At 43.3% G+C, this 14,216-nt stretch carries 16 protein-coding genes and 1 pseudogene; 12 read left to right on the forward strand and 5 right to left on the reverse strand.

Annotated elements, in window-relative coordinates:
• The first annotated feature begins 282 nt into the window (after window positions 1–282).
• The gene (locus PSE7429_RS15110) at window positions 283–2,022 is read left to right on the forward strand and encodes a DUF3352 domain-containing protein (protein WP_009628117.1); all 1,740 of its coding nucleotides are present in this window, start codon (window positions 283–285) and stop codon (window positions 2,020–2,022) included.
• A 299-nt stretch (window positions 2,023–2,321) separates the two neighbouring features.
• On the opposite strand, the gene PSE7429_RS15115 is transcribed toward PSE7429_RS15110, so the two are convergent.
• Window positions 2,322–2,717, reverse strand: coding sequence for a winged helix-turn-helix transcriptional regulator (locus PSE7429_RS15115; protein WP_009628118.1), 396 nt, complete (start codon window positions 2,715–2,717; stop codon window positions 2,322–2,324).
• A 104-nt stretch (window positions 2,718–2,821) separates the two neighbouring features.
• Between PSE7429_RS15115 and PSE7429_RS15120 the strand changes: the two genes are divergently transcribed.
• Both PSE7429_RS15120 and PSE7429_RS15125 read left to right on the forward strand, forming a co-directional pair.
• On the forward strand, window positions 2,822–3,058 hold the full coding sequence (locus tag PSE7429_RS15120) for a CDGSH iron-sulfur domain-containing protein (protein WP_009628119.1): 237 nt from the start codon (window positions 2,822–2,824) through the stop codon (window positions 3,056–3,058).
• Between the two features lie 140 nt (window positions 3,059–3,198).
• Window positions 3,199–3,897 (forward strand): pirin family protein, encoded by a 699-nt coding sequence (locus tag PSE7429_RS15125; RefSeq protein WP_009628120.1) that lies wholly within the window; start codon window positions 3,199–3,201, stop codon window positions 3,895–3,897.
• Between the two features lie 178 nt (window positions 3,898–4,075).
• On the opposite strand, the gene PSE7429_RS15130 is transcribed toward PSE7429_RS15125, so the two are convergent.
• Entirely contained in the window at window positions 4,076–4,867 is a 792-nt protein-coding gene (locus PSE7429_RS15130; protein WP_009628121.1) for a VanW family protein, read from the reverse strand.
• 322 nt (window positions 4,868–5,189) lie between these two features.
• Between PSE7429_RS15130 and PSE7429_RS15135 the strand changes: the two genes are divergently transcribed.
• Window positions 5,190–5,429: a hypothetical protein gene (locus PSE7429_RS15135; RefSeq protein WP_009628122.1), complete on the forward strand. Its 240-nt coding sequence runs from the start codon at window positions 5,190–5,192 to the stop codon at window positions 5,427–5,429.
• A 37-nt stretch (window positions 5,430–5,466) separates the two neighbouring features.
• Here PSE7429_RS15135 and PSE7429_RS15140 read toward each other — a convergent pair whose 3' ends face one another.
• The gene (locus PSE7429_RS15140; protein ID WP_009628123.1) at window positions 5,467–6,525 is read right to left on the reverse strand and encodes a 2OG-Fe(II) oxygenase; all 1,059 of its coding nucleotides are present in this window, start codon (window positions 6,523–6,525) and stop codon (window positions 5,467–5,469) included.
• A gap of 56 nt (window positions 6,526–6,581) precedes the next feature.
• Window positions 6,582–7,589: a signal peptide peptidase SppA gene (sppA, locus tag PSE7429_RS15145; RefSeq protein ID WP_009628124.1), complete on the reverse strand. Its 1,008-nt coding sequence runs from the start codon at window positions 7,587–7,589 to the stop codon at window positions 6,582–6,584.
• Between the two features lie 148 nt (window positions 7,590–7,737).
• Here sppA and bchM point away from each other — a divergent pair, with 148 nt between their 5' ends.
• The 8 genes from bchM (at window position 7,738) to PSE7429_RS15180 (ending at window position 13,937) form a co-directional block, all read left to right on the forward strand.
• Window positions 7,738–8,469, forward strand: a complete 732-nt coding sequence (bchM, locus tag PSE7429_RS15150) for a magnesium protoporphyrin IX methyltransferase (protein ID WP_009628125.1) — start codon at window positions 7,738–7,740, stop codon at window positions 8,467–8,469.
• Between the two features lie 127 nt (window positions 8,470–8,596).
• Window positions 8,597–9,175, forward strand: a complete 579-nt coding sequence (locus tag PSE7429_RS15155; RefSeq protein WP_009628126.1) for a Uma2 family endonuclease — start codon at window positions 8,597–8,599, stop codon at window positions 9,173–9,175.
• 176 nt (window positions 9,176–9,351) lie between these two features.
• Window positions 9,352–10,302: a hydroxymethylbilane synthase gene (gene hemC, locus PSE7429_RS15160; RefSeq protein WP_009628127.1), complete on the forward strand. Its 951-nt coding sequence runs from the start codon at window positions 9,352–9,354 to the stop codon at window positions 10,300–10,302.
• Window positions 10,303–10,393: 91 nt separating this feature from the next.
• Window positions 10,394–10,852, forward strand: a complete 459-nt coding sequence (locus tag PSE7429_RS15165) for a hypothetical protein (RefSeq protein ID WP_100228958.1) — start codon at window positions 10,394–10,396, stop codon at window positions 10,850–10,852.
• A complete protein-coding gene (locus PSE7429_RS26380; RefSeq protein WP_158467644.1) occupies window positions 10,827–10,994 on the forward strand; it encodes a hypothetical protein in 168 nt (55 codons plus the stop codon). Before PSE7429_RS15165 ends, PSE7429_RS26380 begins: the two co-directional genes overlap by 26 nt.
• Before the next feature lie 120 nt (window positions 10,995–11,114).
• Window positions 11,115–11,543 (forward strand): deaminase, encoded by a 429-nt coding sequence (locus tag PSE7429_RS15170; protein WP_009628130.1) that lies wholly within the window; start codon window positions 11,115–11,117, stop codon window positions 11,541–11,543.
• 7 nt (window positions 11,544–11,550) lie between these two features.
• Window positions 11,551–11,964: an Imm1 family immunity protein gene (locus PSE7429_RS15175; RefSeq protein WP_009628131.1), complete on the forward strand. Its 414-nt coding sequence runs from the start codon at window positions 11,551–11,553 to the stop codon at window positions 11,962–11,964.
• Window positions 11,965–11,972: 8 nt separating this feature from the next.
• Complete coding sequence (locus tag PSE7429_RS15180; protein WP_009628132.1) at window positions 11,973–13,937, forward strand: CHAT domain-containing protein; 1,965 nt, start codon at window positions 11,973–11,975, stop codon at window positions 13,935–13,937.
• 42 nt (window positions 13,938–13,979) lie between these two features.
• Here the strand turns inward: PSE7429_RS15180 and PSE7429_RS15185 are convergent.
• Window positions 13,980–14,216: pseudogene (locus PSE7429_RS15185) on the reverse strand (IS5/IS1182 family transposase); the annotation flags it as partial.

The raw sequence follows: 14,216 nt of genomic DNA on the forward strand, positions 1-14,216 counted from the left end.
GCAACGCTTTCAAAAATTTCCTTGGTTTGGGTTTGAGCGCAAAGCGCTGTAGATAAATTCTAAGAAATATGAAGATTATACTTAGCGATCGCTATCCTCTTCCTATTTTGGCTTGACTGATGCCATAGCTTTGTTTGTAGACTTTGCAGCAGTCTTGTTGGATATTCAATGCGATCGATCTCACAACCAATGTGTAAATCCAATCTATGGTGATTTTGACTTAAGTACTATACTGACATCTTGAAATCAATAAAATTAAAATAAAATTGAGGTCTTAAATTTATGACAGAAACAAAGCCAAATTTACTACCACTTATTGGTGGCGCGGCTGTAGTTGTCGCTGGTGGCGTAGGTGCTTACTTTTTCTTCAACAAACCGACCATTACACCTACTGCTAGTGGTTCGGGAGCCCTAACAGTCGTCCCCAAACAGTCATTGATGGCAATGTCTCTGTCAACGGATGGGGAATCCCTATCAAAAATAGAGCAGTTCCTCTCGCCAGAGACCAAAAAACTTTACGATGATGCGATCGCCAAGGTAAAGACCAACCTTTCCACTGGTGATTTCGACTATGAAAAAGATGTCAAGCCTTGGATTGGTAAAAATGTCACCATCGCCATTTTACCCTCCACTAAAACCGCCAGCCTCCTACCTCGTACCCAAGCTGTTGCCCCAGTTCGCTACGTTCCAATGAGCGATACAGGTTCGGTACAATTCGTGCAAGACAAAGTTACCGCTGATACAAAAGCCGTTCCCAATATTTTGGTGGTAGTTGAGGTTAAAGACAAGGTAGGCGCTGAGAAGTTTTTGACCGATAAGGTTAAAACTAAAGCGGGTGGCAAGGAAAAACAATCCGATTATAAAGGTGTAAAAGTCACCCAATATGGTGAAGGCACGAATGCCAGTGTTACGGCAATGGTTGGTGATTACTTGATCGTCACACCTCAAGAGCAAACTACGCAAAAGGCGATCGATACTTTCAAAGGCGAAGCTTCCCTAGCTGGCTCCGTAGGTGCTGACGATTTAAAAATTCAAAACCCCGTCTTTCAAGTTTTTGTTCCCAACTTTGGCGAATCCATCGTGCAATTGTCAGCACTAAGCCCCGAACCACAGACCATTCCTCCCGAATCATTAGAGCAGTTGAAAAAGGTGAAATCCCTGAATATGGGTTTCGGTATCGATGATGCAGGTATTCGCTTTAAAGCTCTCGGTAAATTTGATCCTGATGCAATTGCCGCTCTCAAAAATTCACCAAACAAGGTCATTGCTCAGATTCCTTCTCAAGCATTCATGGTGATCAATGGTTTTAATATCAATAGTTCTTGGGAACAATTTGTCAAGTCAGCCGAAAAAGCACCCGAACTCAAGAAAAGCATTGATGACGCGCGTACTCAATTGAAGTCTTCGCCATTGGCTCTAGATCTTGATAAGGATATCTTTGGATGGATGGATGGTGAATATGCGATCGCTCCTATTGAGGGCAAGCCAGAGGGAATCTTAGCCCAAACCCAAGGACTCGCACCCTTGCTGCTGATCCAGACCACAAAACGTGCTGCGGGTGAATCCCTCCTGACGAAGTTGGATGATTTTGTTGCTAAAAACGGCGGTAAGGTCAGTAAGAAAGATGTTGGCGGAGTTGAGGTGACGGAATGGTCAGCACCAGGTGCTCCTGGGGCGATCGTATCTCACGGCTGGAGCCAACAGGATGTAGTGTTTCTCACCGCTTCTCCGATCGTATCGCTATTCGTGCCCAAGCCTACTGCTGCGATCGATGGTGATGCCACCTTTAAGTCAGTGATTAGTACTCTTCCTACCAGTAATGTTGGCTATTTCTATATCGATGCCGATAAAACTTGGAATATTGTCCAAGCCTTCATGCCTGCTGCGGAGAAAGCCAAAACTCCTCCAGAAGCTAAAGCCTTAATTGAATCCATCCGTGGTTTGGCGATTACCGCTACCTATCCCAATCAAGACACCGCATCCGTTGAAGCAATTCTCGCTCTCAAGAAAGGCGGTAAGTAATTAGCTAAGCCCACAATCTGTGGTGCAGGCTAAGCCTACACCACAGATTGTGGCTCTAGTTTTTAATTAACGGGAGTTCGGGTTAAGCTGGCAAACCCTTTCTCAAAGCCCGTTTCAAATTATCCCGAACTCACGTTAATTAAAAAAAGCCTAGAAGAGCGTAGCGATCGCTACGCTCTTCTAGGTTTTAAATTTACTTAGAGCATATTTGATAAGGCTTGCTTATTTCAAATCCCAAATATGAGTGGCGGCGCTCCGCGCCGCCACTCATATTTGGGATTTGGAATAATACAAAAGGCTCACAAAGTTTGGCTTTTGTATTGTTCCAAATATCTCTTGCCCCAAAGATGCATAGCTTCCAATACGGGTTGTAATGTTTTACCTAAAGCCGTAAGAGAATATTCCACCTTAGGTGGGACTTGCATATACACCTCGCGATGCACTAATCCATCTCTCTCCATTTCGCGTAATTGTTGAGTAAGCATTTTTTGAGTAATCCCACGCAAATTTCGATGTACCTCGCCAAAGCGCTTGGTGCCATTAAATAATTCGTGCAAGATCAAGACCTTCCACTTGCCACCGATCGCTTCCAGTGTCGCTTCCACAGCACAGCTCGTTTTACCACCTTGGTAAGAGTTGCTACCATCATCTTCGGCTAAGGGTTTAATAATAAAAGCATCAGTATATTGCTCCATAGTATCCTTTTGGTATGTACCTTACAAAAAAGTACATACTTTACGTAAAGAGTGTAAGCCAATTATAGTTGGTTTGTCATTAACCAACGCATTTGGGAAAAATAATGAGCGCACCGAAGATTGCTGACAAGAAGCCTGTTGTATTAGAACTGGAACCAAAAACTTATTATTGGTGTACCTGTGGTGAATCTGCCAATCAGCCTTACTGTAATGGTGCACACAAAGGTACCGAGTTTACACCTCTAGCCTTTGAAGTAACGGAAACAAAGACCGTTGCTCTGTGTCTCTGTAAACATACTGGTAACGCTCCATTCTGTGATGGCGCACATGCGAAACTCTAATAAGTAGTTCAGCATAATTAAAAACCAAAACCAGAAAGCATACCGCCCGCGCAGCGGACGGTATGCTCTTCTAGGTTTTAAGTTTACTTATGCCTAGCTACTTACTTTCCATAATCATTCAATCATTAACGGAAAAAAATATGTTGACTATGCGCAAATCTGAAGAGAGAGGTCATGCAAATCATGGCTGGCTTGATAGCTATCACACTTTCTCTTTTTCTAGTTATTACGATCCGCAGCATATGTCTTTTCGTTCGTTGCGGGTAATTAATCAAGATCGGATTGCTGGTGGCAAAGGTTTTGGGACTCATCCCCATCGGGATATGGAAATCATTACCTATATGCTAGATGGAGCCTTGGAGCATAAGGACAGCATGGGTAATGGCTCGATCATTCGCGTTGGTGATGTACAGAGAATGAGTGCAGGCACGGGAATTACCCATAGTGAATTCAATCATTCACCGACGGAAATGGCTCATTTATTACAAATATGGATTTTACCGAATCAAGAAAACGTCACGCCCAGTTACGAACAAATCTCTTTCTCTAGAGAAGAAAAGCTCAATCAGTTGCGGTTGATTGCTTCTGCTGATGGGCGCGATCGCTCGGTCACAATTCATCAAGATGCGGATATATATGCTTCTATTCTCGAAGATGGCGCAGAGATTACGCATACAGTGAGGCAAAATCGCTATGCATGGATTCAGGTGGCAAGGGGCAGTCTATTTGTAGGCGATCGCTTGTTGAAAGAAGGTGATGCAATTTCTAGCGATGTCTCTGGTGATTTGAAGTTGACTGCCCAAGGTAATGCTGAATTGCTGATTTTTGATTTGGCTTAACTATAGTTCAGCACCCCAAAGATAAGTGGTGGCGCTCCGCGCCACCACTTATCTTTGGGATTTTATTTCCTAAGCAAACCTTATACCAACAAACTTTTTAAAAGTGTTGCAAAGCAACACTTTTAAAAAGTTTATTGTGTTTTTTTATCTGACGGGACGTTTTTAGTGATAATGAGTTTCAAGATTTAGCACAGGGCTGATATAGGCTGATCGCCTCATAATCACATTTCCAAGGCGATAATTGATCTATTTCTTTTTTGACATAGCGTGAAGTTTTGGCAATCCATCCTGATAGATATTGAGGATTGGGATGTTTGATTTGCTCGATTACTTGAGATTCCACTCTTATGAGGTAGGGGTTTGGGATAGTTCCCCATAGACTAGACTGAATTTTACCTTCCTGTTCTAATATCTGAAAGCGTAATTGCAATGGAATGTAACTATGATTGCGAATGATTAAATCTTTGTAGCCATAGGCGACGGCGGCATCTTGACCTAGGGTATAAAATCTTGACTCTCCATAGGCATCAATGCTATGACAATGCCGTTCTAAAATTTCACAACCTCCATGAAGTAAAGTATTAAAAATATTGGTGGCGATTAGACATAAACCTCCCCCCGCATCCACTAAGACTTGACCATTGACAAATACAGGAGCTTCGCGAAATCCCTTAGACTTGGTCGGGTTGCCAATGCGATCGCTAAAGCTAAAAATTTTTTGAGGGTTAAGATTCAGACAGTGGATGCGTTTGGCAGCAAGTTTTAAATTCCAAATTCGATTAGCTCGAATTTCTGATGTACCGCGATCGGGAATAGAAGTTGTAAATTCTGTCCATTTATGCGAATAGCGATCGAGAGAATTAGGTTCTTGCTGATTTGCATAATGGAATGGATATCCTTTGACTAAAGCGGTAGTATATTTAAGGCTATTACGGATTGGCTTTTTCAAATTTTGCCAGACTTGCTGCATGTCTTAGCTCCTCAAATTTAAATTTTCACCTAGCTTTAGTTCCTGAATTAATTCTTGCATAAAATCTTGTATATTAAGTGGTTTGGCATAATTAAAAAAATAAAAATAGAAAGCGTACCGTCCGCTTAGCGGGCGGTACGCTCGTCTAGGTTTTACAGCAATTATCGATCAAACGAACCACAAGAAGATTTTTGAAAGCTTTGCTTCGCAAAGCTTTCAAAAATCTTCTTGGTTTGGGTTTGAGCGCAAAGCGCTGTAATTCACTGAAGTGTTGGTTCACTTTAGTGAATTGGTATAAGATGATCGAAAATTCAGAAAATTTATGGAAACTCTTGGTCGTTGGACAAATAAATTTTTAATGTTCAATTTGTTTTTAGTATTTTTCTTTTTTGTGTGGCTGCTCGTTGCCCTCGGCGGGGAAAGCTTGAAAATTAACCTTGGGCTGGAGCTGTGGAGACAACTATGGGAACCACTAATTCAGCCTGTCTTGGGAATTGTTATGGCTGGAGCGATCGCTAGCGGTGTCATCTCCAAAGTCAAACAAAAATTAAATACCAAATAGCCTACAGAGCGAGTTGCGGCGCAATTCGCTCTGTAGGCTAAACATGGCGTACCCAACCATTAATCGTGAAGCGACTATCCGCAAAATATTCGGATGGGCAGCTTACAGGCAAGACTTCATGCATACAGTGGCTGGGGAAAAAGATGATCGTATTATTCGTGGGCTTAATGGTTTTGAAGGAATTGGCGGCTACATAATAGCCATTTTCGATCTTACTATCGTAAATTACTAATTCCCCTCCAGTAAATGCTTTCGGTTCGCGATTGAAATAGTAGACATAGGTAAGAATTCGCGATTCATCCTCAGGACTACCACTATCATTATGGATTTTGTAAAAATTGCCATGATTGTGGGCTGTCAGTTGCGACTCGATTTGTCCGATCGCAAAATTGTTAATGTCTAAATGCTTAATAATCTGCGGCGTAATTTTTCTCACCCTATCGATCATCAACTCAGAGAATTCTGGGAAATGGGCAAGAAAAAACGATTTTCGATAGTTAGGATCGTTGGCTGAGTTGCTAGTAGGCACAAATTCCGCTTGTTTGCGAATGCTATAGCGCAATAAATCGTTCAATTGACTTTGGGACAAGAAATTTTCAATCAATGCATAGGGAGTTGGGATAACCTTAGTTTCTGGAGGAGGATTTAGGGAAATTGCCTCGCTAGGTATTGCCTCGCTTGTTATTGTCTTGCTAGTTATTGCTGAATTTGAGGCTTGATTGGTGTGGTTCGCAGCCCCCTTAGAAAATTCTTGACCTCTTTCTTGATCCTTATTTATTGAGGTATTTACTAAGGAGTTATCCCGCGTTCTTAGCAACCAAAAGCCCTTTTCAAATTGGCGATCGGCAAGAATACATTCAAAGTTGCGCCAAAAAAATTTGTAGTTTGGATTGGGCGCGGCTATTTCATTATCTAAACTACGGATAAAGCTTCCATCGAGATTTAGCAAAATGGCGAGTTCATCGGTCGATAGCCAGAATCCAGATTCGGCAATATGTCTGACAAGATCGAGTTGTTTGATAAGGCTCTCAACTTGGCAGATTTTATCTTCAGAAATAATTTCAGAAATAAATTTAGATTCCCTCTGAGCCTGCATGATCTTAGTTAGTGTTCTCGATAATTAGCGCTGAATTTCTTAGATTGAGGCTCGATTTAGTTAACCCAACTGGGCATTAATAAAATTGGTGGGTCGTAGCTACCTGCTTGCATTTGATGACTCGTTAGCTTGGAGGTTAACTGATCCGCGATCGCCCCAGAAATATTGCCATTACCCGCATCAAAAAATGGCAAAGCAATGCTTACATTAGACTGACTGAGCAATTGATCTAAAACGCGATCAAAGGAAGCAGGCGATCGCCGAATTGGTAACTCAATCGCATCGGGTATCCCAAATTTGGTTCTGGCTAAAGCTCGCAAATCAGCGATCGCCTCGTCTAGAGTTCCCAACTCATCAACCAGCTTATTATCCTTGGCCTGTCTTCCCGTATAAATTCGCCCATCAGCGAGTTTCCGAATCACTTCTAAGTCCAGTTTGCGACCTTTAGAGACATCGCTAATAAATTCTTGATAGGTATTTTGTAAGAGTTCTTGGAGAATTTGCCGCTCAGGATCGCCCAGTTCGCGAAAGGGAGAAAAAATATCTTTATAGGGACCCGTTTTAATGGTTTGTGCCTGAATGCCCACCTTATCAAGCAGTTCCTTGGCATTAAATCCGCTCAGAATCACCCCAATGCTGCCAGTCAAAGTCCCTGCATTGGCATAGATTTTAGTAGCAGGGCTAGCTGCATAGTAGCCCCCACTAGTTGCCTGATCGAGCATACTCACCACAACGGGCTTTTGCTCTTTTAGATCCTTAACGGCTTCGTAGAGTTCTTTACTCGCACCAACGGTTCCTCCAGGACTATTGATGGATAGCAATACTCCTTTTACGGATTTATCCTTAATCAATTCCCGCAGGCGATCGCGTACTGCCATGGCTCCCGAAGCCGATGCTCTTCCGCCCGTGATTGGTCCATCCAAAGAAACCAGTTCGAGGCGATCGCGATCGAGCACATTCTTTAGGTTTAAAGACTCATCCATTTGGCGGCGTTGAATGCCAAAGGTAGCTGAGACAAAACAAATAGCGACGAGGACAAGGGCAATGATGCGATTGAGTTGCATAGCAAATTTTTTTGGCGATTGCCTTAAGTTTAATACAAAACCTAGAAAGTAGCGGCAGTACACAACGCCTTTACTTTCTGGGGTAAAATCATCACCTGTAACAAAACTACTAATTCAATCGGCTTTTTTGTAAGCTTTCTTCACAATTATGTCTAATAGATCTAATCAAGCGATCGACTCATCCAATAAAAATTCCAATACAAATTCAAAAGCTCCCAAGGATAAAGAAATAGTTCGCGATTATTTTAATTCCACGGGCTTCGATCGCTGGCGGCGGATTTATGGCGAAGGTGATGTCAACCGAGTGCAACGAGATATTCGTACGGGGCATCAACAAACCGTCGATTATGTTTTGGACTGGTTTAAAAATGACAAAAATGCTGTCGGACAGACAGTTTGCGATGCGGGTTGTGGCACGGGTAGCTTGAGCATTCCTCTCTCGGCAATGGGGGCAAAGGTATATGCAAGTGATATTTCCGAAAAAATGGTCGGCGAAGGTAAAGCCCGCGCCAGCAATCCTGAAAATCCGATCTTTGAAGTCAAGGATCTCGCCTCATTATCGGGAGAATATGACACGGTAATTTGTCTTGATGTGTTGATTCATTATCCCGATCGCGAATCTGAAGAAATGATCGCCCATCTCGCATCTCTTGCCAAATCGCGTCTGATACTCAGCTTTGCACCTAAAAACCCCTACTATGTCCTGATGAAAAAAGTGGGCGATATGGTTCCTGGTCCTAGTAAAGCAACTCGCGCCTATCTACATAAGGAGTCCGATGTCCGCCGAGTCCTTCAGAAGCTAGGCTTCACGATTAAACGCAAGGAATTTACTGCCACCTCCTTTTATTTCTCGCGCTTACTCGAAGCTGTCCGCAATTAAATTTAGCTATAAAACCAAAAAGAGAGAGGCGACGCGTCGCCTTTCTCTTTTTAGTTTTTGAAAATATTTGAAAATAACTGTCAGGCTAAAATAAGGATAACCACCACACTAAAGTCTTACTTTTAATATGGTTGCTTTACCCGATCGCCTATTGATGAACTATGAAGAATATCTTGCTTGGGAAGCAACGCAAGAAGTTCGCCATGAATACTTTAATGGTGAAGTTATCGCTATGGCTGGCGGTACACGCAGTCATAACCGAGTTTCAGGTAATTGGTTTAAATTACTTGATGATGCTCTAGCTAATCGCCAATGTGAAGTTTATATATCTGATGTCAAAGTCCAGATTCAGCCACGTAAGAAGTACTTCTATCCTGATGTGGTTGTTACTTGCGATGAGCGTGATACGGAACCTCAGTTAGTTTTATTTCCATGCTTAATCATCGAAGTTCTCTCGCCATCGACGGAAGCCTACGATCGCGGGTTTAAATTCGAGCAATATCGCAAGTCTGAAAGCCTACAGGAATATGTCTTAGTGCAAGTCGAACAACCTTTAGTGGAGGTGTTTCAGCGTAATCAAGAGGGGAAATGGTTTTTTTCTGAGTATGGTTTAGACGATCGCATTTTCTTACAGTCGATAAAGGTAGAGATTGCGGTCAGTGATTTATATCGACAAATCCAGTTTGAAAGCCTTGCGACAGGTTAGCTCTGTAAGAATTCTTTACATTTTATATTGAGGCGATCGCAGCGAAACCGTAGCAAAACCTGTTTGAATAGAAAATGGTGCTTTTATGTCGATTTTTATAAATTTTTTATACCTTAAAAATCTCACCTTACAAATCCCACCTTACAAAACTTTTTTAATCATTCACCCTTTGTCCTATGGTTGCATCCTCAACAGTTCGCATTAGTTCTCGCAAAAGTCAGCTAGCACTGGTACAAACGCATTGGGTACAGGCGGAACTCAGCAAAGCACACCCCGATCGCCAGTTTGATGTCGTCACCATGAGTACACAGGGCGATAAAATTCTTGACGTAGCACTTGCCAAAATTGGTGATAAGGGCTTATTTACCAAGGAATTAGAAGTCTCGATGCTAACCAAGGAGTCTGATCTTGCGGTACATAGCCTTAAAGATTTACCAACCCATTTACCTGAAGGGTTGATTCTCGGTGCAGTAACCGAACGGGAAGATCCTGCGGATGCTTTAGTCGTCCATGAAAAACTGAAAGACCAAACCCTTGCCACTTTGCCAGCGGGAACGGTAGTTGGGACGTCTTCGCTGCGTCGTCTGGCTCAATTACGTCATTACTATCCTCACCTCACGTTTAAGGATGTACGCGGTAATCTGAATACTCGTTTGCAAAAGCTAGATTCTGGTGAGTACGATGCGTTGATTCTTGCTGCCGCAGGTTTGCGCCGTTTGGGAATGGGCGATCGCGTGCATGAGGTAATCGATGGAGAAATTTCGCTCCACGCTGTCGGACAGGGTGCATTAGGAATTGAATGTCGCGCTGAAGATCCTGATATCTTGGCTTTGTTTACGCCGATTATCCATTATCCAACTACTCAACGCTGTCTTGCTGAGCGTGCTTTCTTGCGTGAACTCGAAGGCGGTTGCCAAGTTCCCATTGGTGTGAATACTTCCATTAACGCTGACAAGTTAACTCTTAAAGGCATTGTCGCGAGCCTTGATGGGAAGACTCTGGTTAAGGGTGAAGTAACAGGCGATCTGACTAATCCTGAAGCGATCGGTGCAGAACTTGCTGACGACTTAAAATCTAAGGGCGCTCAAGATATTCTCAATAAGATTTTTGCGGAAGTACGAGCTTAATCTTAAAGATATAGCTGATTGCTATATAAAAATCAAAAAGGAGGGAGGGATACTTTGGATCGCTCCCTCCTTTTTTTAGAAAGAAATGGTTATGATAGTTTCAGCTATTCCATTTGCGGAGAAATTATCGATGTTTTCTGATGAAGAGATTTCTATTCTTGCGGCGGAAATTGATGCACAGTTACTGGAGTTGCGATCGCTGTCTGGTGACGCACCTCTAAAATCTGGCGATCGAGAGGCGCAATTAGTTAAGCAGAATCAGGCGATCGCCACAGCCACTAAGGAACCAGCGAAGAGTTTTTTGCAAAAGTTTTGGAAAGCAGCGAAGGCGGATCTCTGTGAGGAAGATGGGGTGCTGTATAAGCAATGGAAGAAGTGGGGCGATCTGGATAATAAGGAGACGATTTCTACTTTTAAAGGAATTTTGGCCGGACTAGGTTTATCGGGCAATGTGTTGCCAACGGTGATCGTGGCAGTGACGGTGATTGTGTTGCATATTGGCGTGAAGGCTTTTTGTGATGAATATGGCGATCGAAAGGAAAATTCGTAAAATTAAAATTGAGCGGCGGCGTGATGAGATTGCTCAAAATGGGCATGAGACATTAGCGGCGTATCGTGCAGGAAAATTAAAGTCTTACACAGCAGCAGAGGCGATCACTGAGTTACGCAATATACTTGATTCACCAGAATAATCTATGAGAAAGATTTTTTTCGCCAAAATTTAGAAATATTGTGTTAGAGTCAAGGCTTAAGTTTGGCTGATTGTGCTCGTCAATCAATTAAGGATCACATTATCCAAACTTATTTTAGAAATGACAAGCGACAAAGATTATATTGATTACCCCGCAGCAGATATTGCTGCTAAACTTCAGGAATTAGCCAAATTTAGGGAAAAACTAGGTTTACCTGTAGCTGGTAGTGAAAATGATGGTTCTACGGTGGCAAAGTTGGAGATCGGGGATCGCGAATTTTTTGGAGTCAATTCTGGGAGCGACCCTAACCCTAGGAGGGTTATTACTTTGAGGGTGAATCCGATTAGTAAAACCCATGCTGAGGCTGATGTTATGCAACAAGCATTTGATGCTGGGATTAGAGGCGGTCGAGCTAGGTTAATAGTCGATCGCGATTTGTGTAGACCTTGTGGTCAAAATGGCGGTGTGAAGGGAATGGCTAAGCAGTTAGACTTGGAAGAGTTAGAGGTGATTAGCCCTAGCGGTTGTGATGTAATCAGGTTAAAGTGAGGTTTTGATGTTTATTTCTAAGTTCTCAACTGAAGACTGGCAAGAAAATCGCAATCAGTTGGTATTAAAGTCAGCCCAGAATTGGCTGGAAATTGAGGTTGCGATTAGGTCGCTAGATGGGAATCGGCAGACTTTAGTAACTTTAGAAACTGAAGATGAAGCACACCTTGCTATTGGTGGTGGTAAGGGGAGATATGTGGTGTATTTAACCTTTGACAATGAGGTATTTCATTATGTTGTCGATCCGCTTAAGTTAGGTATGGATGAAAAATTGGTGGTTGGAGGACAAGAAGGTATATATCCAGCAAAATTATGTGTTGATTTGGATATGGCACTTAGGGCTGCTAAAACTTTTGCTAAGTTTGGAATAATGGAAAAATCGGTCGTCTGGGAGCAAGATAAAATTTTGGAGCTTGTATAGGTTTATTGATGATTGAGCTAAATGTGCGGTTTACGAGTTGCGATCGCTTTGTCATCAAATCAAATAATCGCGAGACGGATGCTCTGGAATTTGTAGCGCCTGTGAATGATGGCGATCGCACTGAGATTCGCGAATATTTGGAGAAATATACATCACTTTACATGATGGATGTGGACGATCATAGTGCTGAAAGAACTGAGGCGAAATTGCCTTTGTGGGGGGCAGCATTATTTGCAGCAATTTTTAGTGTTGGTGACGCGAAGGAAATATTTAAGGATTTTCAGGATAGTGATAAACAAGACAAGATCTTAACGATTTCGGCAAGTCATCCGCTTATTTTGGCTTTGCCTTGGGAATTATTGTGCGATTCCAAAGGAAATTATTTATCGCATGGGGAAAATCCAATTTCGATAAGACGTAGTTTTTCGCAGTTAACAAATGAGTCAGAATTTCAGCAAGATTCAGTTAAGCAAAATATCGTCCCTCCCAAAAATCGGTTGCGCTTGCTGTTTGTGATTAGTCGTCCCATAGGTGCAGGTTTTCTCGATCCGCGTAAAGATGCCTTGGCAACTCTTGAGGCGATCGCTAAAAACGCACAGGGATTAATTGATGTGGAGTTTTTGCGTCCTGCTACGCTCGATAAATTGGTAGAACGTTTAGCAGATAAAAGTTTGCCATCGGTAGATATGGTGCATTTTGATGGACATGGGGTGTTTGATGTCAATAAGAACATTGGCTATCTGTTGTTTGAGGATATTGGTGGTAATGGCGATCGCGTTTCGGCGGCGCGAGTTGGGGCGAGTTTGAGTGAGGCTGGTATCAGTGCAATGTTGCTTTCGGCTTGTCAGACGGCGGCAGTGGCGGGTGAAGAAGCGATGGGAAGTGTGGCGGCAGGGCTTACCCATGCAGGGATTCCGACAGTTTTGGCGATGCAATATTCGGTGCTAACGTCAACAACGGAGCGGATGTTTGGGGCTTTTTATGAGCATCTGACGCAGGGACAGAGATTTGGGGAGGCGTTGGAAAATGCGCGGCGGTATTTGTATGAATATCGGGAACGAGGCGATCGCCAACGTGGACGCGATCGGGTTACTTTGCGTTTACAGGATTGGTTTTTACCTGCGTTGTATCAGGTGGGGAGCGATCGGGCGTTGTTTGCAGGAGATCCCTCCCAGCCCCTCTTGGAAAAGGGGGAGAAGATTAGAGGAAATCTGGGTGAGGTGCAGACGGCTGGCTTTTGGGGTAGGGCGCGGGAGTTGTGGGTGATCGAGAGGGCGTATGTGCGGGATACGCGGCGGGTGACGATTTCGGGTTTTGGTGGGATGGGAAAGACTTATTTGGCTGAGGAGGTGGGGCGGTGGCTGTTGCGGACGGGGATGTTTGCACGGGTGTGTTTGGTGGGCTATGCCAATTTTCAGGGGATCGATGCGGTGTCCTATGCGGTGAGTGTGTTGGCGACAGTATTAGAAACAAATTTAATCGATGCGGCGGCGGTGACGAGGGTGCTGGCGGATCGGTCAGTGTTGGTAATTTTGGATAATTTGGAGTCGTTGGGTGCGGAGCAGTTGGTAAGTTTGCTAGATGCAGCGAAGGAATGGTCGGAGGCGGGGGAAAGTCGGGTATTGCTCACCACACGCACACCTGATTTACATCATCCTGATTATCCCAATTATCCGATTGCGATCGGGCGTAGAAGTAGGCACGTTTCTTTGCGATTGGAGGGTTTGCAGCCTGATGATGCGGTGAACTATTTCCAAAGTCTGTTGAAGTTACCTCCTGCGCCACGTTTGGATTTACCGTTCCGTGAAGATTTGTTGGCGTTGTTTGAGCTTGTGCAGCGTTTACCTTTAGCGATCGGTTTGTTGGCTGCACAGTTGAAGGATCGGCAGGTTTTGGATGTGCGTAAGGAGTTAGAGGAGTTAATGGTTCAATCTCCTGATAATCCGTTACTTGCTTCGGGCGTTGTTGCATGAATAAAAAGAAGACAAAAGAATAGAGAATATTAGGATAGATAATTAACTAACAACAGAACAGGAGACAGGTTTAGCAAGTTGAATCATGCGATTAAGCGCAGCACATTTGATGAACAACTCAACCGCCTGATTGTCAAATTTACGAGAACATAAAGTACCACCAAAGATTTTTTTGAAACGAAACATCGTGGTTTCTGCCAAAGAACGACGATGATAACCTGAGTCACGTTTTCCATTTTTTACGCCCATGTTTACGGATATAACGGAGATTTTGGTCAC

This window comes from Pseudanabaena biceps PCC 7429 (assembly GCF_000332215.1).
GTDB lineage: Bacteria > Cyanobacteriota > Cyanobacteriia > Pseudanabaenales > Pseudanabaenaceae > Pseudanabaena > Pseudanabaena biceps.